This is a genomic window from Pseudomonas sp. 29, assembly GCF_002754355.1.
Lineage (GTDB): Bacteria > Pseudomonadota > Gammaproteobacteria > Pseudomonadales > Pseudomonadaceae > Aquipseudomonas > Aquipseudomonas neuropathica.
In genome coordinates this window covers 4,936,401-4,958,174 of sequence record NZ_PEEY01000001.1, presented here as the reverse complement: position 1 = coordinate 4,958,174, position 21,774 = coordinate 4,936,401, and the positions used below count along the sequence as shown (strand labels likewise).

Sequence of the window (21,774 nt, the reverse complement as noted above, 5' to 3'; positions counted from 1 at the left end):
TCGCAGCCTTCGGCAGCTCCTACAAGGGTTTGCGTCATGGCGGACATCTTCATTGGTATAAGGAACACCGCCGTCATGAACGACGCCACGCACACTCAACTGCGCCCACTGGCCGACACATCACCATCGGCGATCGTCGCGGGATTCATCGCGATGATGACTGGCTACACCAGCTCGCTGGTGCTGATGTTCCAGGCCGGGCAAGCGGCCGGGCTGAGCAGCGGGCAGATTTCTTCGTGGATCTGGGCGATCTCGATCGGTATGGCGGTCTGTTCGATTGGTTTGTCGCTGCGTTATCGCACGCCCATCACCATCGCCTGGTCGACCCCCGGTGCAGCGTTGCTGATCACCAGCCTCGGCGGCGTGAGCTATGGCGAGGCCATTGGCGCCTACATCACCTGCGCCGTGCTGGTGACGATCTGCGGCCTGACCGGCAGCTTCGAACGCTTGGTGAAAAAGATCCCGGCGTCGCTGGCGGCGGCATTGTTGGCAGGGATTCTGTTCAAGATCGGCAGTGAAATCTTCGTCGCCGCGCAGCACCGCACCGGGCTGGTGCTGGGGATGTTCTTCACTTATCTGCTGATCAAACGCCTGTCGCCGCGTTATGCCGTGCTCGCCGCGCTGCTGATCGGCACCGCGCTGTCAGGCTTTATGGGTCTGCTCGACTTCAGCGGTTTTCATCTGGAAGTGGCGACACCGGTGTGGACCACCCCGCACTTCTCGCTGGCGGCGACCATCAGCATCGGCATTCCGCTGTTCGTGGTGGCCATGACCTCGCAGAACATGCCCGGCATCGCCGTGCTGCGCGCCGACGGTTACAACGTGCCGGCCTCACCGCTGATCACCACCACCGGTATTGCCTCGCTGCTGCTGGCGCCATTCGGCTCCCACGGCATCAACCTTGCAGCGATCAGCGCGGCAATCTGCACCGGACCGCACGCCCATGAAGATCGCAACAAGCGCTACACCGCTGCGGTCTGGTGCGGGATTTTCTACGGGATTGCCGGGGTGTTCGGCGCCACGTTGGCGGCGCTGTTTGCCGCGCTGCCGAAGGAACTGGTGCTGTCGATTGCCGCGCTGGCGCTGTTCGGTTCGATCATCAATGGCTTGAGCATTGCCATGACCGAGGTGAAGGAACGGGAGGCGGCGCTGATTACCTTTATGGTCACGGCGTCGGGGTTGACGCTGTTTTCCATTGGGTCGGCGTTTTGGGGGATTGTGGCGGGGGTTTTGACCTTGCTGATCCTCAATTGGCGCAAAGTTTAAGGCAAAAGATCAAAAGCCCCTCATCGGAACGCCGCCCGCCTATCCCTCTCCCGGAGGGAGAGGGGACTGACCGCGTTGTATGCGGGAGTTTTAGCGACATGTGATCCCGAGTTGAACTCAGGCTTTGAAAAGCCCATAAATCGGCCCCCTCTCCAGGGGGAGAGGGCTGGGCGGGCGGCGTTCCGATGAGGGGTAGATTCACCGCCAAACCAAAACCGAACCCCAACCACCAGACGAAAAAAAACGGCGACCCTCAGGTCGCCGTTTTTTTCAGTATCACTTAGCCGCGTTGATCGGCTTTTCCGGATACCAAACGTCCAGCAACGGGCTGACTTCATACTTGGTCAGCTCGGAGCGGGTTTTCAGCCAGGCTTCAACGGCAGCGCGCTGCTCTTCGTTGACCGAGCCACGCTTCTGCAGGCAAACCAGACCGAAGTCATCGCCGCCCACATAACCCAGACCATTGGCTTCCATGGCTTCTTTGATGAAGGCTTCGAGGAAAGCGTCAATGGCTTCTTCGGACAAGTCTTCTTTGAAGTCCAGGTTCAGTTCGAAACCCAGCTCTTGAAATTCATCAACGCACAGTTTTTTGCGCAGACGCTGGGAACGGTTAGTCGCCATTGGAACAATCCTCTTAAGTATTAACGGCCGGCACTTTACCAGTTTAAGCCGCCGATTGCCCGACTCTCTGGCCCCTGAAGCCGACCGCCTGTAAAAAAATAACGTATTGGCCGGCCCCGACAAGGCACAAGCTGTAACACCTTGGGGCATAATGCCGACACTTTCATGACCGCTGAGGGCTTTTTCATCCATGTCCTCGTTATTTTCCCCTCGACTGTAGGGTTTTATTTCATATGATCAAATCGTTGCGTCCTCTGTTTCTAGCCGGCCTTCTTTTGCCCCTGGCCCTGCCTGTTTCCGCTGCCACCATCAATACTTCCCTCACCCCGAATGTCGAAAAAGCCCTCAAAGCCAGCAAATTGCAGCCCAGCGCCCTGTCGCTGGTGATGGTGCCGCTGGACGGCCCGGGCACGCCGACCGTGTTCAACGCCGACGTGTCGGTCAACCCGGCCTCGACCATGAAACTGGTGACCACTTACGCGGCGCTGGAAATGCTCGGCCCCAACCATCAGTGGAAGACCGAGTTCTACACCGATGGCGACCTGAACGGCGGTATCCTCAACGGCAACCTCTACCTCAAGGGCGGCGGCGATCCAAAGCTGAACATGGAAAAGCTCTGGCTGCTGATGCGCGACCTGCGCGCCAACGGTGTGACGCAAATCACCGGTGATCTGATCCTCGACCGTAACTTCTTCGTGCAGCCAGTGCTGCCGGAATTCAACGATGACGGTAATGACGAGAACAAGCCGTTCCTGGTCAAACCCGACTCCTTGCTGGTCAACCTCAAGGCCCTGCGCTTTGTTGCCCGTAACGATAACGGCCGGGTGCTGATCTCGGTTGAGCCGCCGATTGCCAGCGTGCGTATCGAAAACACTGTCAAAGCGCTGCCTTCCAAACAATGCACCGGCGGCGTGCGCTACAACCCGGTGCCGCAGGCCGATGGCAGCGTGACCGTGACCGTGGCCGGCCAGTTGGGCGAAGGTTGCAGTTCGCAGACTTATCTGTCGCTGCTCGACCACGCGACCTACACCGCCGGCGCCGTGCGCGCGATCTGGAAAGAACTGGGTGGCAGCATTCAGGGCAAGGATCGTCTGGCCTCGACCCCGAGCAACGCGAAACTGCTGGCTCGTGCCTACTCCCCGGACCTGGCGGAAATCATCCGCGACATCAACAAATACAGTAACAACACCATGGCCCAGCAGCTGTTCCTCAGCCTTGGCCAACGCTTCCGCAACGACGCCGACGGTGATGACGCCAAGGCAGCGCAACGCGTAGTGCGTCAGTGGATGGCGAAGAAAGGCATCACTGCACCACATCTGGTGATGGAGAACGGCTCCGGTTTGTCTCGCGCCGAACGTGTCAGCGCCCGTGAGATGGCGAGCATGCTGCAAGCGGCGTGGCACAGCCCGTATGCTGCCGAGTACATCAGCTCGCTACCGATTGCCGGTACCGACGGCACCATGCGTAAACGCCTGAAAACCACGGCGATGCGCGGTGAGGCTCACGTCAAGACCGGCACCCTGAACACCGTGCGCGCGATCGCCGGTTTCAGCCGTGATGTGAATGGCAACACCTGGGCAGTGGTGGCGATCCTCAATGACAAGGCACCGTTTGGGGCATCGTCGGTGCTCGATCAGGTGCTGCTGGATCTGTACAAGCAGCCGAAACTGCCGCAGACCGCTTCGGTTCTCTGATCACCGCGGCTCCTGTAGGAGTGAGCCTGCTCGCGATAGCGTCAGTCCAGATACATCATGTGTGACTGACATACCGCAATCGCGAGCAGGCTCACTCCTACAAGGGAACAGCGTCGCGGCTTAGCTCATCTGTTCGACGCGATCACGCCCGCGCTGCTTCGCCATATACACCCCAGAATCCGCCCGCAGCAACAGCGCATCCGCGCCCTCCCCCGGTCGCCAACTGGCGATACCAAAACTCGCGGTCACCACGCCAACCACATCCACCGGCGCACTGCGCAAACCCTGCCATAACTCGATCGCCAGCGTGTGCGCATGCTCGCCGTCGATGTCCGGGCACAGCACCATGAACTCTTCGCCGCCCAACCGACAAAACACATCGGTACGCCGCAGACGATGGCCGATGCGCTCGCACACCGCTTGCAGCACCCGGTCGCCCACAGCGTGGCCGTACTGATCGTTGATACGTTTGAAATGGTCGATGTCGAGCATGATCACCGACAACTCGCCGCCGCCGCGCTCGACCCGGGCCATTTCCGTGGTCAGGCGTTCCTGGAAGTAGCGGCGGTTATGGATGCCGGTCAACGAGTCGGTCACCGACAATGCGCGCAATTCTTCTTCCACGCGTTTCAGGTCGGAAATATCCGAGATATAGCCGTGCCAGAGTACGCCGCCGCCCGGCAGTTCTTCCGGCGTCGCCTCACCGCGCACCCAGCGCAGGCCGCGCTCGGGCAGTTGCACGCGATATTCCTCGCGCCACGGGCTGAGGCTGTCGGCCGAGGCGCGAATGGAAGAGCGCACACGAGTAACGTCCTGTGGATGAATGCGCGTGAAGATCGCTTCGGCGTTGAACAACAGCACGTCCGGCTCCAGCTCGTAGATCTCGCGGATGCCGTCGCTGGCGTAGATCACGCTGAAGCGCCCATCGAATTCCATCCTGAATTGATAAATACCGCCGGGCACGTGCGCGCTGAGTTTCTTCAGCAACACATCCCGCGCCGCCAGCACCTCGTGCACGCGCTTGCGCTCGGTGATGTCGATGCAGATCGCCAGATGCCCGACCCACAACCCTTGTTCATCGAGCACCGGCGTGGCGAGCATGTTCACCGGCAAATGACTGCCATCGCTGCGCACCAGCGTCCACTCCCGGGCTTCGTGGCCGCCGACCTCACCGCCCTCGACCAGCATCGCGTGGCAGGTCGGGATGCTTTTCCCGTAGCGCGCACTCAACTCGGCAGCGCGGGCCATCAGCTCACGGGGCAGGTGCAGGTTTTCCAGGGTCATGTGCCCGACGACTTCGGCACTGCTGTAACCGAGCATTTGTTCGGCGCCGGGGTTGAAGGTGTTGATCACGCCGCGCAAGTCGGTGGCGATGATCGCCACCTGCGTCGCTGCATTCAGCACGCCGCGCAACTGACCGTGGGTGCCGCGCAATTCCTGTTCGCTGGCGTGCAGCTCCTGCGTGCGCAGTTCGACCATGCGCAAGGCGCGCTGACGTTGACTGACCAACACGTAGAGCAAGGCGCTGAGCAGCAGACTGAGCAAGCCCCCCAGGATGATCACACTGCCGACCGACGAATGGTTGGCCTGCGCGAAGGCGTCGCTCGGCAGGATATCGACCTGATAGTCGTGATCGGCCATGCGCAGTAATCGCGTGGCCGACAGGTCGCTCGGCGCCGGCTCATTGGTCGACTCGAACAACACTTCGTGCTGATCATTGGTCGACATGTCGAGAATGCGCACCGACAGATAATCATGGAAGGCATCCGGCAGACCGTCGGCCAGCAACTGGCGCATGCTGATTACCGCCATGACATAGCCAAAGGATTGGCGCTCGCCACTGTGGCTCACTGGCGCCACCAGCAGCACACCGCGCGCATAGGACGGCTCGATGCTGACCAGGTGCATCGGTTGCGACACCGCCAGCCCGCCGCGTTTGTCGGCACGTTGCAGGGTGTCCCGGCGCAAGGGTTGCGCCAGCAGGTCATAGCCCAGCGGTGAGCCGAGTCGACTCTGCGTCTGGCTGTAGAGCACCGGCACGTATTCCTCGCGTTCGCCCGCCAGTTGCAGTTCGCCCTGCGCATTCAGCTCACGAATCGTGAAGTGGGTCAGGCCTTCGTCACGCACGCGCTGCTCAAACGCAGCGCGCTCGGCCCCATTGACCTTGAGGGCAAACGAATAGGCCTGGGTACGCATCAATAAGGGGTGGGTGTAACCGTCGAATTCGGCGCGGGACACCGATTCAGAGTTGGCGAAGAAGCGGCGCAGGCCGTCGAGGCGTTGCTCCTGATCCTGAAAGCGTTCTTCGATGCGGGTGTAACGTTCGTTGGCCAGCAGTTGAAAACGCTGACGGGTCTGTTGCTGGAATTGATTGAGGGTGGCCCAGGCGAGCAGCCCCGTGAGAACCCCGCCGGCGAGCAATACCAGCAGCGCGACCAGCCAGGCCGAGACGTCTTCGCTGATGAAACCCAGAATCTTTGGGCGCACGGGGTGCAACGACATAAAGACAACTCACACTACGCCAGCATTTACGGGAAAACCCCATTGACCGTGTGTGAGTTATAGCTATTAGCCACTAATTTAGCTAGCGCGGGCAGATCCACGGAGCCTTTAAAAATCAAGGCTCTGTGGATCCAATTGCGCCAAGCGTCAACGAGCCGTGATTTTCCAGGCGCGGTGAATCTTGGTGTTACGGGCAAAATCCGGGTCGATGGTCTGCGCGCTGATTTCCTCGACCGCGTAACGCTCGGCGAGGTTTTCTTCCAACTGGAACTTGCGGAAGTTGTTGGAGAAATACAGCACACCGCCCGGCGCCAGACGCGCCATGGCCAAGTCGATCAACTGCACCTGGTCACGTTGCACGTCGAAGATGCCTTCCATGCGCTTGGAGTTGGAGAAGGTCGGCGGATCGATGAAGATCAGGTCGTACTCGTCACGGCTGCTTTCCAGCCACGCCATCACATCGCCCTGCTCCAGACGGTTCTTGTCCGAGAAGCCGTTCAACGACAGGTTGCGGCGTGCCCAGTCGAGGTAGGTTTTCGACAGGTCGACACTGGTGGTGCTGCGCGCACCGCCCTTGGCCGCGTGCACACTGGCGGTCGCGGTGTAGCAGAACAGATTGAGGAAGCGCTTGCCGGCGGCCTCTTTCTGAATACGCATGCGCATCGGACGGTGATCGAGGAACAGGCCGGTATCGAGGTAGTCGGTGAGGTTGACCAGCAACTTCACGCCGCCCTCGCTGACTTCATTGAACTTGCCCTGTGCAGCCTGACGCTCGTACTGCTTGGTGCCGCTCTGGCGCTCGCGGCGTTTGACCACCACGCGGCTCTTGTCAACGTTCAGCGCCTGCGGAATGGCCGCCAGCGCGTCGAACATGCGCGCCGAGGCTTTTTCCGGGTCGATCGATTTTGGCGCGGCGTATTCCTGGACGTGCACCCAATCGTGGTACAGGTCGATGGCCATCGCATATTCAGGCATGTCGGCATCGTAGACGCGGTAGCAATCGATGCCTTCGCGCTTGACCCACTTGCCCATGGCCTTGAGGTTCTTTTGCAGGCGGTTGGCAAACATCTGTCCGCCTTCGCTCAAGCGCGGTTGCTCGATCACCGGCGCCGGGGCTGGCGTCGGCTTGATCGGGTTGCCGTTCTTGTTGAACTTGCGTTCTTGCGGCTCGTCCGGGGTCTGGTCGTAAGCCGCTTGCTCACGCTCGGCCTGACGCTGTTCCGGGGTACGCCGCTCGCCGGTGACGAACTGATCCGGCAGCACTTTGATCAACAGCAGTTTGCACGGCAGCGCGCCGTTCCAGAACGAATACTGTTTGTGGCTACGAATGCCCATGCGCTTGCCCAGATCCGGGGCGCCGGTGAACACCGCCGCTTCCCAGTTCAGGCAAGCCTGACGCAGGCGCTCGCCGAGGTTCTGGTAGAGATACAGCAGGCTGGCTTCGTCACCGAGACGCTCGCCGTACGGCGGGTTGCAGATGACCAGACCTTTCTGGTTCTGATCCGGACGCGGCTCGAAGGTCGCGACTTCGCCCTGGTAGATCTTGATCCACTCGCTCAGGCCAGCACGCTCAACGTTGTTGCGGCCTGGCTGAATCAGACGTGGGTCAGCTTCATAACCACGAATCCACAGCGGTGGCTTGGCCAGACCGGCAGCGGCACGCTCGACGGCTTCTTCGTGGAGCTTTTTCCACAGCGCCGGCACGTGACCCAGCCATGCGGTGAAGCCCCACTGCTCACGGCGCAGGTTCGGCGCCATATCAGCGGCGATCATGCCGGCTTCGACGAGGAACGTACCGACACCGCACATCGGGTCAGCCAGCGCGCCGCCTTCAGCGGCAATGCGCGGCCAGCCGGAACGGATCAGGATCGCCGCCGCGAGGTTTTCCTTCAGCGGTGCAGCGCCCTGCTGCAGACGGTAACCGCGCTGGTGCAGGCTGTGGCCGGACAGGTCAAGGGAGAGAATCGCTTCGCCGCGATCCAGACGCAGGTGAATGCGCAGGTCCGGGTTGAGCTTGTCGATCGACGGACGGTCGCCCTGCGGCGTACGCAGTTTGTCGACGATGGCGTCTTTGACTTTCAGGGCACCGAAGTGGGTGTTGTCGATGCCTGAGCCGTGGCCGCTGAATTCAACGGCCAGGGTGCCGTCGCTGAGCATGTGATCCTGCCAGTCAATGTCGAGCACGCCGTGGTACAGGTCTTCAGCGTCTTTCATCGGGAAACGCTTGAGTACCAGCAACACGCGGTTGGCCAGACGCGACCAGAGGCACAGGCGATAAGCGGTTTCCATGGTCGCCATGCCACGCACGGCGGAAGTGTGCTCGCGCGCTTCTTCAAGGCCAAGCCCGACGGCTTCCTCGATGAGCAGGCCTTCAAGACCTTTAGGGCAAGTGAGGAAGAGTTCGAAACGGTCGGACATGGTATTTCCAGAGCCTTTGGCTAGTGAATCGGCAACGCATTGCCGATCCGGTTTTCAATCAGGCGCTTTTCTAAAAGAACGCCCGCGTGGCACGAAGGTGTGCCGTTCCATCCCCGCTGCTCGGGTTAAAAGAGCTTAGATGCCGGGACAGATAAAAAAGTTGATGAAACAAAAAGTCTTAAAGCGACCCTTCGTCGCTTTATACCCCAGCGCAAACGTGGGTCATTCTCACTAAAGAATTAACCCCATCATGCAGCGCGGGGCCGATCATACCGGGGTTTGCTGAAAAACCGTGCATGAAACCCGTCGTTACTTATGGCTGTAGCACCAATTTCGTTACGTCCTTATGACAAAACGATCATTCCCTCGGTGTGACTCATTGGTTAGAACTGAACACAGGTTGACGTCGCAACGGCGTCAACACCTTGGCTCGCCACGCCGGCAGCGAGCCGCACCATGGCAGGTTTCTTCTGCCAGACCTCAGTTGAGGTCAACGCGACACAAAACAGTCAACAAGTGAGGGAAACACCCTATGAGAAGACTTAAGCGTGATCCGTTGGAAAGAGCATTTTTGCGCGGATATCAATATGGCGTTGGTGGCAAATCCCGTGAGCTTTGCCCATTTACTCTACCGTCGGTACGCCAAGCCTGGATTAACGGCTGGCGAGAAGGACGCGGCGACAACTGGGACGGTATGACCGGCACTGCGGGAATCCACAGACTCAACGAACTTCACGCCGTCGGCTGACACAGGGCATTAATTCCGACACGACAATCTGAATTTGTAGCGACTTACCATGCACGTCCTTCCCGGACGGCGGGCTGCGGCCCAGGGGCTCCTTCGAGGAGCCCTTTTTATTGCATGGATTTTTGTGCCGAGCGCATAACCTGTAGGAGTGAGCCTGCTCGCGATAGCGGTCTGTCAGTCGCTGATGAAGTGACCGAAAGAAAGCTATCGCGAGCAGGCTCACTCCTACAAGGGAACAGTAGTGTCTATGGATCAGCGCAGGGCGGCGATCGCGTCTACCGATTCACGAATCAGCGCCGGGCCTTTATAGATAAAGCCAGAGTAGATCTGCACCAGGCTCGCACCGGCCAGAATCTTCTCGGCAGCATGCTTGCCTTCGGTAATCCCGCCAGCCGCAATGATCGGCAAACGCCCCGCCAACTCACCCGCCAGCACCTTCACGGTATTGGTGCTCTTCTCCCGCACTGGTGCGCCGGACAAACCGCCCGCCTCGTCGCCATGCTCCATACCTTCGACGCCAACACGGCTCAGGGTGGTGTTGGTCGCGATCACCGCGTCCATGCCGGTTTCGATCAGCGCCTGAGCAACCTGTGCGGTTTCTTCATCGGTCATGTCCGGCGCGATCTTGATCGCCAGCGGCACATGCTTGCCGTGACGCAAGGCCAGTTCGGCGCGGCGGGTAGCCAGATCGGCGAGCAACTGCTTGAGCGAATCACCAAATTGCAGGCTGCGCAGGCCCGGAGTGTTCGGCGAGCTGACGTTGACTGTCACATAGCTGGCGTGGGCGTAAACCTTGTCCAGGCAGATCAGGTAATCGTCGACCGCGCGCTCAACCGGCGTATCGAAGTTCTTGCCGATGTTGATGCCCAGCACGCCTTTGTATTTCGCCGCTGCCACACGCGCCAGCAGGTTATCGACACCGAGGTTGTTGAAACCCATGCGGTTGATGATCGCCTCGGCTTCCGGCAGGCGGAAGATCCGTGGTTTCGGGTTGCCCGGCTGCGGGCGTGGGGTCACGGTGCCGATTTCAACAAAACCGAAACCCAGTTGCGCGAAGCCATCGATGGCCGCGCCGTTCTTGTCCAGACCGGCCGCCAGCCCCACCGGGTTCGGGAACTCGAGGCCCATGACCGTCACCGGCTTCTTTGCCGGCGCCTTGCACAGCAAGCCGTTGAGGCCCAAACGCCCACCCGCGCCGATCAGATCCAGCGACAGATCGTGGGAGGTTTCCGGGGAAAGTTTGAACAACAGCTGACGGGCCAGGGTGTACATGGGCGGCGATGACTCGGGCGGCGAAAAGAGGCGGCGATTATAGCCGGGCATCGACCTGCGGCGCGAGGCGCACGCGCAAATCGCTGTCTCTGGCATATGCCTTGCACCCTCCTGGCTATCAGCGCGCCGGTCAATGACGGCAGGCGGGCACGGACAATGGCGTCGTCTTCGGGGTTTGCCTGCGCAAAGTCCGGGGCGGCGCTTTTTTTTCGAGGTACGTTGGATGAATGAACCTTCGGTAGGGCCACTGGCCTGGGTCAATGGCAGCGATGCCCCGGAAAAAAGCGCGATCAACCTCGGCTTCATGGCCCTGAGCGATTGCGCGTCGGTGGTGGTCGCAGCCACACAGGGCTTCGCCCAGCCTTATGGATTGACGCTGAACCTCAAGCGCCAGAGCTCATGGGCGAATCTGCGCGACAATCTGGTCAGCGGCGAACTCGACGCCGCGCACAGTTTGTACGGACTGATCTACGCCGTGCACCTGGGTATCGGCGGGGTCGCCCCGACGGATATGGCCGTACTGATGGGCCTGAATCAGAACGGTCAGAGCCTCAACCTCTCTCACGGCCTGCGAAACCTCGGCGTGAGCAGTCCTGAAGCGCTGGACCGGCACGTGCACCAAAGCCGCGCAAAACTCACCTTCGCGCAGACCTTCCCCACCGGCACTCATGCCATGTGGCTGTATTACTGGCTGGCGAGTCAGGGCATTCATCCACTTCAGGATGTCGACAGCGTGGTGGTGCCGCCGCCGCAAATGGTCGCGCACCTGCAAGCCGGACGCATCGACGGTTTTTGTGTCGGCGAGCCTTGGGCGGCCAGCGCGGTGCAGCAGGATCTTGGTTTCACGCTCGCGACCAGCCAGACGATCTGGCCCGATCACCCGGAAAAAGTCCTTGGCTGCACTCGCGAATTTGTCGAGCAATACCCGAACACCGCACGAGCGCTGGTGATGGCGATCCTTGAAGCCAGCCGCTTTATCGAAGAGAGCCCGGAAAATCGTCGCAGCACCGCGCAATTGCTCAGCGCGCCGGAGTATCTGGACGCGCCGCTTGCGTGCATCGAACCGCGTTTTCTCGGTGACTATGCCGATGGGCTGGGCAATCGTTGGCAGGATCCTCATGCGCTGCGCTTTCACGGCAACGGTGAAGTGAATTTGCCGTACTTGTCCGATGGCATGTGGTTCATGACCCAGTTCCGCCGCTGGGGTTTGCTGCGCGAAGATCCGGACTACCTCGGCGTCGCCAGCCAGGTTCAGCGGCTGGACGTCTACCGCGACGCCGCCACCGCTGTCGGCATCGCCGCATGGGGCACCGACATGCGCAGCAGCCAATTGCTCGACGGCAAGGTCTGGGACGGCAGCGACCCGGCCGCTTACGCGCGCAGTTTCAAGTTGCACGCGTTGAACGACGACGCCCCCCTTCTCGCCCGCCGCTGACAGGAGACCGCGAACATGTTGCGCATTCTGTTGATCAACGACACAGCGAAAAAAGTCGGGCGTCTGAAAGCTGCGTTGACCGAGGCCGGTTTCGAGGTGATCGACGAGTCCGGCCTGACCATCGACCTGCCCGCGCGCGTCGAAACGGTGCGCCCGGACGTGATCCTGATCGATACCGAGTCACCGAGCCGCGATGTCATGGAGCAAGTGGTACTGGTCAGCCGCGACCAGCCACGGCCGATCGTGATGTTTACCGACGAGCATGACCCCGGTGTGATGCGTCAGGCGATCAAGTCCGGGGTCAGTGCGTACATCGTCGAAGGCATTCACGCCCAGCGCTTGCAGCCGATTCTCGATGTGGCGATGGCACGATTCGAGAGTGATCAGGCTTTGCGTGCGCAGCTGCAGGCGCGAGACCAGCAACTGGCCGAGCGCAAGCGTATTGAGCTGGCCAAGGGTTTGTTGATGAAGATGAAGGACTGCAATGAGGAAGAGGCGTACACCCTGATGCGGCGCCAGGCGATGAGTCGGCAGCAGAAGCTGATTCAGGTGGCGGAGCAGATTATTGCCATGAGTGAGTTGTTGGGCTGAAAGCGCTGAACGCTTGAAAAGCCCCTCACCCTAGCCCTCTCCCGGAGGGAGAGGGGACCGATCGAGGTGTTCTGACGTCAAACATCGACCTGAAAGACCGAGTCGATTATGGATTCACAGCAGAAATCACAGGTCGGCGTAGTTCGCGAGCATCCCCTAATCAGTCCCCTCTCCCTCTGGGAGAGGGTTAGGGTGAGGGGCTTTTGATTTTCAGGTTATTGGCACAAATCTCGCTAAGTAAAACGCACAGGTAACCAACGGCGGTTGCCCCACCTACGACAAAGACGTCGCTCACCCGTTCGCCCAACCGGCGCATCAGGGAGCGGCGTTTTTGCGTTTTGGCCCCACAGACCGGGGCCGGTGGTGCGGCCGTGGCGGCGCCCCACCTGCTGTTGCATGACTCCTTTCGAGACTCTTTTCAGCTGAGGTGCGCGATGAATTCAAGCTTCTGGAAATCCGGCCACACCCCGACCCTGTTCGCGGCCTTCCTGTATTTCGACCTGAGCTTCATGGTCTGGTACCTGCTCGGTCCGCTGGCGGTGCAGATTGCCGCCGACCTGCAGCTAACCACGCAACAACGCGGTCTCGTCGTCGCCACGCCGATCCTCGCCGGTGCAGTGCTGCGTTTTGTGATGGGCATGCTCGCCGATCGGCTGTCGCCGAAAACCGCCGGCCTGATTGGCCAGGTCATCGTCATCTGCGCGCTGTTCGGCGCCTGGAAACTCGGCATCCATAGTTATGAGCAGGCGCTGATATTGGGTCTGTTCCTCGGCATGGCCGGCGCCTCGTTCGCCGTCGCCCTGCCGTTGGCGTCGCAGTGGTACCCGCCGCAGCATCAAGGCAAAGCCATGGGCATCGCCGGTGCGGGCAACTCCGGCACCGTGTTTGCCGCTCTGCTCGCGCCGGTGCTCGCCGCCGCGTTCGGCTGGAGCAATGTTTTCGGTTTCGCCCTGATTCCATTGATCCTGACGCTGGTGCTGTTCGCCTGGCTGGCGAAAAACGCGCCACAACGGCCGAAAGCCAAAGCCATGGCCGACTACTTCAAGGCGCTGGGCGACCGTGACAGCTGGTGGTTCATGTTTTTCTACAGCGTGACCTTCGGCGGCTTTATCGGCCTGGCCAGCGCCCTGCCCGGCTACTTCAACGATCAGTACGGTTTGAGCCCGGTGACCGCTGGCTACTACACCGCAGCCTGCGTGTTCGGCGGCAGCTTGATGCGGCCGCTGGGTGGCGCACTGGCTGATCGCTTCGGTGGTATTCGCACGTTGCTGGCGATGTACACCGTCGCCGCCGTGTGCATCGCGGCCGTCGGTTTCAACCTGCCAAGTTCCTACGCTGCTCTGGCGCTTTTCGTCTGCACCATGCTCGGTTTAGGGGCAGGCAACGGCGCAGTTTTCCAACTGGTACCGCAGCGTTTTCGTCTGGAGATCGGCGTGATGACCGGGCTGATCGGCATGGCCGGCGGCATCGGCGGTTTTGCCTTGGCCGCTGGCATGGGCGCGATCAAGCAGAGCACCGGCAGCTATCAACTGGCCCTGTGGTTGTTCGCCAGCCTTGGCGTGCTGGCGTGGTTTGGCCTGCACGGCGTCAAGCGTCGCTGGAGAACCACCTGGGGGTCGGCGGCAGTGACGGCGGCGCGGGTCTGAACCTTCGATGGCCCTGCAACTGAGTTTCGCCGAAGCCAGCGCCACCGGTCCGCGCGCGGAGAATCAGGACGCTTTGCGTCTGGTCACGCCCGCGCCGGCGCTGGCGGCGAGCAAGGGTTATCTGTTCGCCATCGCCGACGGCGTCAGCCAGTGTGCCGATGGCGGACTGGCTGCGCGTTCGACCTTGCAAGCCTTGGCGCTGGACTACTACGCCACACCGGAAACCTGGAGCGTGGCCCAGGCACTGGATCGCCTGCTGCTCGCGCAAAACCGCTGGTTGCAGGCCAACGGTGGTGGGCAACCGTTGCTCACCACGGTCAGCGCCTTGGTCATGCGTGGTCGGCGTTTCACCCTCGCCCATGTCGGCGATTGCCGGGTGTATCGCTGGCACGCCGACAGCTTGCAGCGAATCAGCGAAGACCACGTCTGGGATCAGCCGGGCATGCAGCATGTGCTCAAGCGTGCGCTAGGGCTGGATCAGCATCTGGTGCTGGACTTCCTTGATGGCGAACTGCGCGACGGCGAGTGCTTTGTTTTGCTCAGTGACGGAGTCTGGTCGACACTCGGCGATACCGCCATTGCGGCGATTCTGCGTGATCAACAGGATCTGCACAGTGCCGCGCAGACGCTGGTCAACGCCGCGCATCTGGCGGGGAGCCAGGACAATGCCAGTGCTTTGCTGGTGCGGGTGGATGCTTTGGGTGAGGCCAGTATCGGCGATGCGCTGATTCATCTGCAGCAATGGCCCCTGCCGCCACCGCTGAAACCCGGTCAGTCGTTCGAAGGCTGGCAAGTGCTGGACGTTGTCGCTCAGAGCCAGCAATCGCTGCTGTATCGGGTGATTGATGGACAAGGTCAGACGTGGCTTCTGAAAACCCTACCAACGCGTTCCGCCGATGATTCCTGCGCCGGGCAAGCACTGTTGTCCGAGGAATGGTTTCTGAAACGCGTAGCCGGTCGCCACTTTCCTGAAGTCCATGCCTGCCAGCAGCGTCAGCATTTGTACTACGTGATGCGGGAATATTCCGGGGCGACGCTGGCACAGCTGTTTCAACAGTCAGGCCCGCTGCCGTTGGCACAGTGGCAGGACATCGCCGAGCGCCTGTTGCGTGCGGTCGGGCTGCTGCATCGGCGACAGATTCTGCACCGGGACATCAAACCGGAAAATCTGCACGTGGGCGACGACGGCGAATTGCGTCTGCTGGATTTTGGCCTGGCGTACTGCCCGGGATTGTCCGAAGACGCGCCATCGACGCTGCCCGGGACACCCAGTTACATCGCTCCGGAAGTATTTCGCGGTGATCCGCCAAGTGTGTCGCAGGATTTGTATGCGGTCGGTGTGACCCTGTATTTCCTGCTGACAGGGCATTTTCCCTATGGCGAAATTGAAGCGTTTCAACGACCGCGCTTTGGTCTGCCGGTGAGCGCCAGTCGCTATCGGCCGGATCTGCCGGAATGGCTGGCGCAGAGTCTGGAGCGTGGCGTGGCGGCTGATCCGCAGCAACGGTTTGAAACGGCTGAAGAGTGGTTATTGGTGTTAGAACAGGGCGAGAGGCAGAGTTTGAGTGTGCGGCCCAGACCATTATTGGAGCGTGAGCCATTGAAGGTCTGGCGGACGATCGCGTTGCTGGCGTTGCTCGGAAATGTGGCGCTGCTGGTTTTGTTGTTTCACAGTTGAACCGCGTCGCGCCATTCGCGAGCAAGCTCGCTCCCACAGGAGATTTACGAACGACACGAATCCCCTGTGGGAGCGAGCTTGCTCGCGAAGGGGCCCGCCCAATCACTACAAATCCACCTGCCTGAATGCCCCACGAACGAGCAACCTGCGTCGATTCGGTGCAAAAAATCCCCGTCAATTACCGCTCCCGCCCAATAAACACGCCATTCCCCCACTTGGCACAACCACTGCATTACCCCACCCAACACACACATAAAGCCCAACCTTCAACGACGAAGGCTGCGCTTCCCGAGAGAACGGGACCAGGACAAAGGCGTCCTCGCTAGGCAACTAGCGGGACGCCTTTTTTTGTTTGCGCAAAATTTCTCGAGCAAGGCCTGACTGCCCACAAGAGGCCAGCCGCAGCTCCCCGGAGAACCTGATGAAAAAACTCAAACTGGTGATGATCGGCAATGGCATGGCCGGGGTCCGCACCCTCGAAGAACTGCTCAAGCTGAGCAACGAGCTGTACGACATCACGGTCTTCGGCGCCGAACCGCACACCAACTACAACCGCATTCTGCTGTCACCGGTGCTGGCCGGTGAGCAGACTTTCGAAGAGATCGTCCTCAACGACCTCGACTGGTACCTGGAAAACAACATCAAGTTGCTGCTCAACCGCAAAGTGGTGGAGATCGACCGGGTCAAACGCCGGGTGATCGCCGAGGACGGCACCGAAGCCGAATACGATCGCCTGCTGATCGCCACCGGCTCGACGCCGTTCATCCTGCCGATCCCCGGCAACACCCTGCACGGGGTGATCGGCTATCGCGACATCGCCGACACCCAGGCAATGATCGACACCGCTAAAACCCACAAACACGCGGTGGTCATCGGTGGCGGTCTGCTCGGTCTCGAAGCCGCCAATGGCCTGATGTTGCGCGGCATGCACGTCACCGTGGTGCACATCGGCGAATGGCTGCTGGAACGGCAACTGGACAAAACCAGCGGCCAACTCCTGCAAACTGCCCTCGAATCCCGAGGCTTGCATTTCCGTCTGTGCGAACAGACTCAGGCGCTGCACGATGCGGGCAATGGCCGGGTCGGCTCGGTGCAGTTCAAGAACGGCGAGATCATCCCGGCTGATCTGGTGGTAATGGCTGCCGGTATTCGTCCCAACACAGAATTGGCGGAAAAGGCCGGCATCCCGTGCAATCGCGGGATTCTGGTCAATGACACGCTGCAAACCTACGACCCGCGTATTTATGCCATCGGTGAATGCGCCAGCCACCGCGGCATTGCCTACGGTCTGGTCGCGCCGTTGTTCGAACAGGCCAAGGTCTGCGCCAACCACCTCGCACAACTGGGTTTCGCCCGTTATCAGGGTTCGGTGACCTCGACCAAATTGAAAGTCACCGGCATCGATCTGTTTTCTGCCGGCGATTTCATGGGCGGCGAAGGCACGGAAACCATCACCCTCTCCGACCCGATTGGCGGCGTGTACAAAAAACTGGTGATCAAGGATGACGTGCTGGTCGGCGCCTGTCTGTACGGCGATACGGCAGATGGCGGTTGGTATTTCCGGCAGATTCGTGAGAATCACGCCATCGGCGAAATCCGCGATCACCTCATGTTTGGAGAAAATGCGTTAGGCGACGTAGGACATCAAGGCCAGGACAAAGCCATGGTCATGGCCGACACCGCCGAAGTCTGCGGCTGCAACGGCGTGTGCAAAGGCACCATCGTCAAAGCCATTCAGGAACACGGCCTGTTCAGCGTCGATGAGGTGAAGAAACACACCAAGGCTGCCAGCTCCTGCGGCTCCTGCGCCGGGCTGGTCGAGCAGATCCTGATCAACACCGTCGGCGGTGCGGCGGACGTCAAACCGAAAAGCGAAAAAGCCATCTGCGGTTGCAGCGACCTCAACCACGGGCAGATCCGCCAGGCTATTCGCGAACAGCATCTGCTGACCATCGCCGGGACCATGAGCTACCTCAACTGGCGCACGCCGAACGGCTGCGCAACATGCCGCCCTGCCCTCAACTATTACCTGATTTCCACTTGGCCCGGCGAAGCCAAGGACGATCCGCAATCGCGCCTGATCAACGAACGCGCCCACGCCAACATTCAGAAGGACGGCACCTATTCGGTGGTGCCACGGATGTGGGGCGGCGTGACCAATCCTTCGGAACTGCGGCGGATTGCCGACGTGGCCGACAAGTACAACGTGCCGATGGTCAAGGTCACCGGCGGTCAGCGCATCGATTTGCTCGGCATCAAGAAGCAGGACTTGCCCGGCGTCTGGAAAGACCTCGACATGCCGTCCGGGCATGCCTACGGCAAATCCATCCGTACCGTGAAGACCTGCGTCGGCAGCGAGTTCTGCCGCTTCGGCACGCAAAACTCGACACAACTGGGCATCGAGCTCGAGCACGATCTGTTCAACATGTGGTCGCCGCACAAAGTGAAACTCGCCGTCTCCGGTTGCCCCCGCAACTGCTCGGAAGCGGGGATCAAAGACGTAGGAATTATCGGTGTCGACTCCGGTTGGGAGATGTACATCGGCGGTAACGGCGGAATCAAAACCGAGGTCGCTGAGTTCTTCGTCAAGCTGAAAACCGCCGAGGAAGTCCGCGAATACAACGGCGCCTTCCTGCAGCTGTATCGCGAAGAAGCCTTCTACCTCGAACGCACCGTGCACTACCTGCAACGGGTCGGTATGGAGCACATCAAGAAAGCCGTGCTCGAAGACCCCGAGCGTCGCAAGGCCCTGAACGAGCGCCTGCAATTCTCTCTGTCGTTCGAGCAAGACCCTTGGAAAGAGCGTCTGGCGCAGCCGCAACTGAAGAAAGAATTCGACGTAATTCCCGTGAAAAACCTGGAGGTGCCGGCATGAACTGGCTGGATATCTGTGCCCTCGACGAGATCAATGCCCTCGGTTCGCGAATCATTGCCGGGCCGAAAGGTGACATCGCGATTTTTCGTACAAGCGACGATGAGGTTTTCGCCCTCGACGACCGCTGCCCGCACAAGGGCGGGCCATTGTCGCAAGGTTTGATCTACGGCAAACGTGTGGCCTGCCCGTTGCACAACTGGCAAATCGACCTCGAATCTGGCGAAGCTCAGGCGCCGGATATCGGTTGCGCGCACCATCACCCGGCGCGGGTCGAAAACGGTCGTGTACAACTGGCCCTGCGGGACGCCATCTGATGAGCCGCCAGACGACCGCCTCGACCTGCTGTTATTGCGGGGTCGGCTGCGGCGTGCTGATCGAGCATGACGGCGAGCGCATTCTCGGCGTCAGCGGCGATCCGGCGCACCCGGCCAACTTCGGCAAACTGTGCAGCAAAGGCTCGACCCTGCACCTGACCGGCGACCTGGCAGCCCGCGCGCTGTACCCGGAACTGCGTCTGGGCAAAGGCCTGGCGCGCAGCCGAACGGATTGGGATACGGCACTGGAACACGCTGCCAACGTGTTCGCCGAGACCATTGCCGAGCACGGCCCGGACAGCGTGGCGTTCTATATCTCCGGGCAGTTGCTGACCGAGGACTATTACGCCTTCAACAAACTGGCGCGGGCGTTGGTCGGGACCAACAACATCGACAGCAATTCGCGCCTGTGCATGTCTTCAGCAGTGGTCGGCTACAAACGCAGCCTCGGCGCCGATGCTCCTCCGTGCAGTTATGAAGACCTGGAACTCAGCGATTGCGTGATGATCGTCGGTAGTAACATGGCCTACGCCCATCCGGTACTTTTCCGTCGGCTGGAAGAGGCAAAATCCCGCCGCCCACAGATGAAAGTCATCGTCATTGACCCACGGCGTACCGACACCTGCGACCTCGCGGATCTGCACTTGGCGATTCTGCCGGGCACCGACGTCGCGTTGTTTCATGGAATTCTGCATCTGTTGCTGTGGGAAGACTGGATCGACCGTGACTTCATCAAGGCGCACACCGATGGCCTCGCCGACTTGAAAAATCTGGTGCGCGATTACACCCCGCAGATGGTTTCGCAACTGTGCGGGATCAGTGTCGAGCAATTGCAGCAATGCGCGGAATGGGTGGGCACCTCGCCGAGTTTTCTGTCGCTGTGGTGCATGGGCCTGAACCAGTCCACCGCTGGCAGCGCGAAGAACAGCGCGCTGATCAATCTGCACTTGGCCACCGGGCAAATCGGCCGTCCGGGTGCAGGACCTTTCTCCCTTACCGGTCAGCCAAATGCCATGGGCGGGCGTGAAACGGGCAGTTTGTCGAATCTGTTGCCGGGCCATCGAGACCCGGCCAACCCTGAACACCGTGCCGAAGTGGCGGCTTATTGGGGCGTTGATCGGTTGCCGGAAAATACTGGTCTCAGTGCCATCGAACTGTTCGAGCAAATGCGCAACGGCAAGATCAAGGCGTTGTGGATTGCCTGCACCAACCCTGCGCAATCGATGCCGGACCAACATGCTGTGCGAGCAGCGCTTGAGACCTGCCCGTTTGTGGTTCTGCAAGAAGCCTTTCGCACCACCGAAACCGCAGCATTCGCCGATCTCCTGCTGCCTGCCGCCAGTTGGGGCGAGAAAGAAGGCTCGGTGACCAATTCCGAGCGACGCATTTCCCACGTGCGTAAAGCCATCCTCCCACCGGGTGAGGCGCGGCCGGACTGGGCGATCACGGTAGATTTCGCACAACGTCTGGAGAAACGTCTGCGTCCCGCTGAGTCGAGCCTGTTTACGTTTAACCAACCTGCGCAGTTGTTCGATGAATTCAAAGGGCTGACCCGTGGACGGGATCTGGATATGTCCGGGATCAGCCACGCGCTGATCGACGAGATCGGACCGCAGCAATGGCCCTTCCCTGTCGGAGCGCGGCAAGGAACGCCACGACTGTACGAGGACGGCATTTTTCCGACCGCCAACGGACGCGCGCAATTCATATCCGACCCGTATCGCGCCGCTAAAGAGCAGCGCGATGCTCGCTTTCCACTGACGTTGATCACTGGCCGCTTGCGCGATCAATGGCACGGTATGAGCCGCACTGGCACGGCAGCGCAATTGTTCGGGCATGTCAGCGAAGCGGTGTTGAGCCTGCACCCGGACGAAATGCGCCGGCATCGTTTGCAGCCGGGCGATCTGGTCAACCTTAAAAGTCGTCGCGGCGCGGTAATCGTCGCGGTTGGCAGCGATGACAGCGTACGTCCGGGGCAAGCGTTTCTGCCGATGCACTGGGGCGACCGTTTTCTCAAGGGCGGTGTGAACAGCCTGACCCTGCCGGACTTTGATCCGCTGTCGAAGCAACCGGAGCTAAAACACAGCGGTGTGCGTCTCGAGCCGGTCAATCTGCCGTGGCAACTTTTCGCACTGATCGAGGGTGATGTTCAACGGCATTTCGAGACGCTACGACCGCTCTGTGAGGCATTTTCCTACGTGAGTCTCAGCCTTGTCGGACGTGAACGATCGGCATTGCTCATACGCGCGGCCAGCAGCGAAGCTCCGAATGCGCAATTGCTCGGTGAAATCGACCAATGCCTGTCACTGATCGACGGCCCGGTATTGGCTTATGACGATCCTCGCCGCGCCATTGGCAAACGCGTGCGCATTGAAAACGGCCGGATCACTGCGATCCGGTTAGCCGGTGAAACCCTCGCTCAGCATTGGCTGCAAGGGTTGTGGCTGGAAGGCCGTGCGGATGAGCAACTGCGGCGCTGGCTATTGGCGCCAATGAGTGTGCCGCCGGGCAGTGTCGGGGCGCAAATGGCTGTGGATAAAACCCTGTGCAACTGCAAGAACGTCAGCCTCAACACGGTCTGCGCCGGCATTCGCCAAGGCCTGGATCTGCAGGGCTTGAAAAACCAACTGGGCTGCGGCACGCAATGCGGCTCGTGCGTCCCGGAAATAAAACGCTTACTGGCTGCCGACGTGCAGCCAGCCGCCATCATCTGA

Annotated in this window: 14 protein-coding genes; 10 read left to right on the top strand and 4 right to left on the bottom strand. The window is 60.5% G+C overall.

The annotated features are described in order from the left end of the window. The first annotated feature begins 75 nt into the window (after window positions 1-75). Window positions 76-1,266 carry a benzoate/H(+) symporter BenE family transporter gene (locus tag CLU80_RS23020; protein ID WP_093431804.1) on the top strand — a complete coding sequence of 397 codons (1,191 nt, stop codon included), beginning with the start codon at window positions 76-78 and terminating at the stop codon, window positions 1,264-1,266. A gap of 276 nt (window positions 1,267-1,542) precedes the next feature. Here the strand turns inward: CLU80_RS23020 and CLU80_RS23015 are convergent, their stop codons facing one another. Next, window positions 1,543-1,887, bottom strand: a complete 345-nt coding sequence (locus CLU80_RS23015) for a YggL family protein (RefSeq protein ID WP_007916365.1) — start codon at window positions 1,885-1,887, stop codon at window positions 1,543-1,545. Window positions 1,888-2,120: 233 nt separating this feature from the next. Here CLU80_RS23015 and dacB point away from each other — a divergent pair, with 233 nt between their 5' ends. Beyond that, the gene (gene dacB, locus CLU80_RS23010) at window positions 2,121-3,581 is read left to right on the top strand and encodes a D-alanyl-D-alanine carboxypeptidase/D-alanyl-D-alanine endopeptidase (protein ID WP_093431801.1); all 1,461 of its coding nucleotides are present in this window, start codon (window positions 2,121-2,123) and stop codon (window positions 3,579-3,581) included. A gap of 120 nt (window positions 3,582-3,701) precedes the next feature. Here the strand turns inward: dacB and CLU80_RS23005 are convergent, their stop codons facing one another. Together CLU80_RS23005 and rlmKL are read right to left on the bottom strand one after the other, a co-directional pair. After that, window positions 3,702-6,083, bottom strand: coding sequence for a sensor domain-containing diguanylate cyclase (locus CLU80_RS23005; RefSeq protein WP_099758467.1), 2,382 nt, complete (start codon window positions 6,081-6,083; stop codon window positions 3,702-3,704). A gap of 147 nt (window positions 6,084-6,230) precedes the next feature. Continuing rightward, the gene (gene rlmKL, locus CLU80_RS23000; RefSeq protein ID WP_007916371.1) at window positions 6,231-8,501 is read right to left on the bottom strand and encodes a bifunctional 23S rRNA (guanine(2069)-N(7))-methyltransferase RlmK/23S rRNA (guanine(2445)-N(2))-methyltransferase RlmL; all 2,271 of its coding nucleotides are present in this window, start codon (window positions 8,499-8,501) and stop codon (window positions 6,231-6,233) included. A 532-nt stretch (window positions 8,502-9,033) separates the two neighbouring features. On the opposite strand from rlmKL, the gene rmf reads away from it, so the two are divergent. After that, entirely contained in the window at window positions 9,034-9,249 is a 216-nt protein-coding gene (rmf, locus tag CLU80_RS22995; RefSeq protein ID WP_003223300.1) for a ribosome modulation factor, read from the top strand. Window positions 9,250-9,501: 252 nt separating this feature from the next. Here the strand turns inward: rmf and CLU80_RS22990 are convergent, their stop codons facing one another. Next, the gene (locus CLU80_RS22990; RefSeq protein WP_034152862.1) at window positions 9,502-10,521 is read right to left on the bottom strand and encodes a quinone-dependent dihydroorotate dehydrogenase; all 1,020 of its coding nucleotides are present in this window, start codon (window positions 10,519-10,521) and stop codon (window positions 9,502-9,504) included. Window positions 10,522-10,744: 223 nt separating this feature from the next. On the opposite strand from CLU80_RS22990, the gene CLU80_RS22985 reads away from it, so the two are divergent. From CLU80_RS22985 to CLU80_RS22945, 7 genes are all read left to right on the top strand, one after another. Next, window positions 10,745-11,956 (top strand): CmpA/NrtA family ABC transporter substrate-binding protein, encoded by a 1,212-nt coding sequence (locus tag CLU80_RS22985; protein WP_099758466.1) that lies wholly within the window; start codon window positions 10,745-10,747, stop codon window positions 11,954-11,956. A gap of 15 nt (window positions 11,957-11,971) precedes the next feature. Then, entirely contained in the window at window positions 11,972-12,547 is a 576-nt protein-coding gene (locus tag CLU80_RS22980; RefSeq protein ID WP_007916390.1) for an ANTAR domain-containing response regulator, read from the top strand. A 434-nt stretch (window positions 12,548-12,981) separates the two neighbouring features. Beyond that, the gene (locus tag CLU80_RS22970) at window positions 12,982-14,193 is read left to right on the top strand and encodes a nitrate/nitrite transporter (protein WP_099758465.1); all 1,212 of its coding nucleotides are present in this window, start codon (window positions 12,982-12,984) and stop codon (window positions 14,191-14,193) included. Window positions 14,194-14,200: 7 nt separating this feature from the next. Further along, on the top strand, window positions 14,201-15,871 hold the full coding sequence (locus tag CLU80_RS22965; protein ID WP_099758464.1) for a bifunctional protein-serine/threonine kinase/phosphatase: 1,671 nt from the start codon (window positions 14,201-14,203) through the stop codon (window positions 15,869-15,871). Window positions 15,872-16,292: 421 nt separating this feature from the next. Further along, window positions 16,293-18,746 carry a nitrite reductase large subunit NirB gene (nirB, locus tag CLU80_RS22955; protein WP_099758463.1) on the top strand — a complete coding sequence of 818 codons (2,454 nt, stop codon included), beginning with the start codon at window positions 16,293-16,295 and terminating at the stop codon, window positions 18,744-18,746. Continuing rightward, window positions 18,743-19,060, top strand: coding sequence for a nitrite reductase small subunit NirD (gene nirD, locus CLU80_RS22950; protein ID WP_016985592.1), 318 nt, complete (start codon window positions 18,743-18,745; stop codon window positions 19,058-19,060). Before nirB ends, nirD begins: the two co-directional genes overlap by 4 nt. Next, the gene (locus CLU80_RS22945; protein WP_099758462.1) at window positions 19,060-21,774 is read left to right on the top strand and encodes a nitrate reductase; all 2,715 of its coding nucleotides are present in this window, start codon (window positions 19,060-19,062) and stop codon (window positions 21,772-21,774) included. The genes nirD and CLU80_RS22945 overlap by 1 nt, the downstream gene beginning before the upstream one ends.